The 550-nt window shown below is 47.6% G+C and carries 1 pseudogene; it reads right to left on the bottom strand.

Going from position 1 to position 550, the window contains the following annotated elements:
- A pseudogene (locus TW77_RS23925) lies at window positions 1-550 on the bottom strand (transposase); the annotation flags it as partial.

Here is a 550-nt window from a genome sequence, read left to right as displayed (position 1 = left end):
GAGTTAGATTGGCTCTTCTCTTTTTATGAAGATGCTCACAGAAATCTGTCACCGCTTGCTTTCGCCCAACTGCACCATGAAATACCTTCGAAAACTGTGTGGTGAGTTTTAGCCAGTTATCTGGCTCTATTTGTAGTCTTGCCAACAGTGGCTGGCTATCGCTGATGTAACCTTGTTTATCTGCACGTATGCACCGGCCTGTGAGTTCAACTAGCTGAATGTAGTAAGTCAGTTCAAACGGCAGCCCACTTGGCATATTTGCTCCTGGATTGCCTGCAAAGCGCCGCAAGCTTTTCGGTTGCTTGCCCTGGCGTGCGCACTCAATGCGTTTTTTGATACTGGTATAGTTTGAAGTTTCCGGTGTTTCTGCAATTTTGGCTCTGACTGGATTCAGGTCAACATAAGCCATGCATGCAGCCAGCGCCGCTTCATCCAGTAATGCCTGTGATTTGAATCTTCCTTCCCAAAACCGGCCTGTACAACCATCTTCTTTATTGGCTCTGCGGGCAATGTCTTCATTGAGCACCCGCATAAACCAGCTGATACTCGC

Origin of the sequence: Pseudoalteromonas rubra (assembly GCF_000967655.1) — a bacterium.
In the GTDB taxonomy this organism is placed as follows: domain Bacteria; phylum Pseudomonadota; class Gammaproteobacteria; order Enterobacterales; family Alteromonadaceae; genus Pseudoalteromonas; species Pseudoalteromonas rubra_A.
The sequence above is the reverse complement of the archived record's forward strand: the minus strand, read 5'-3'. Positions and strand labels throughout refer to the sequence as shown.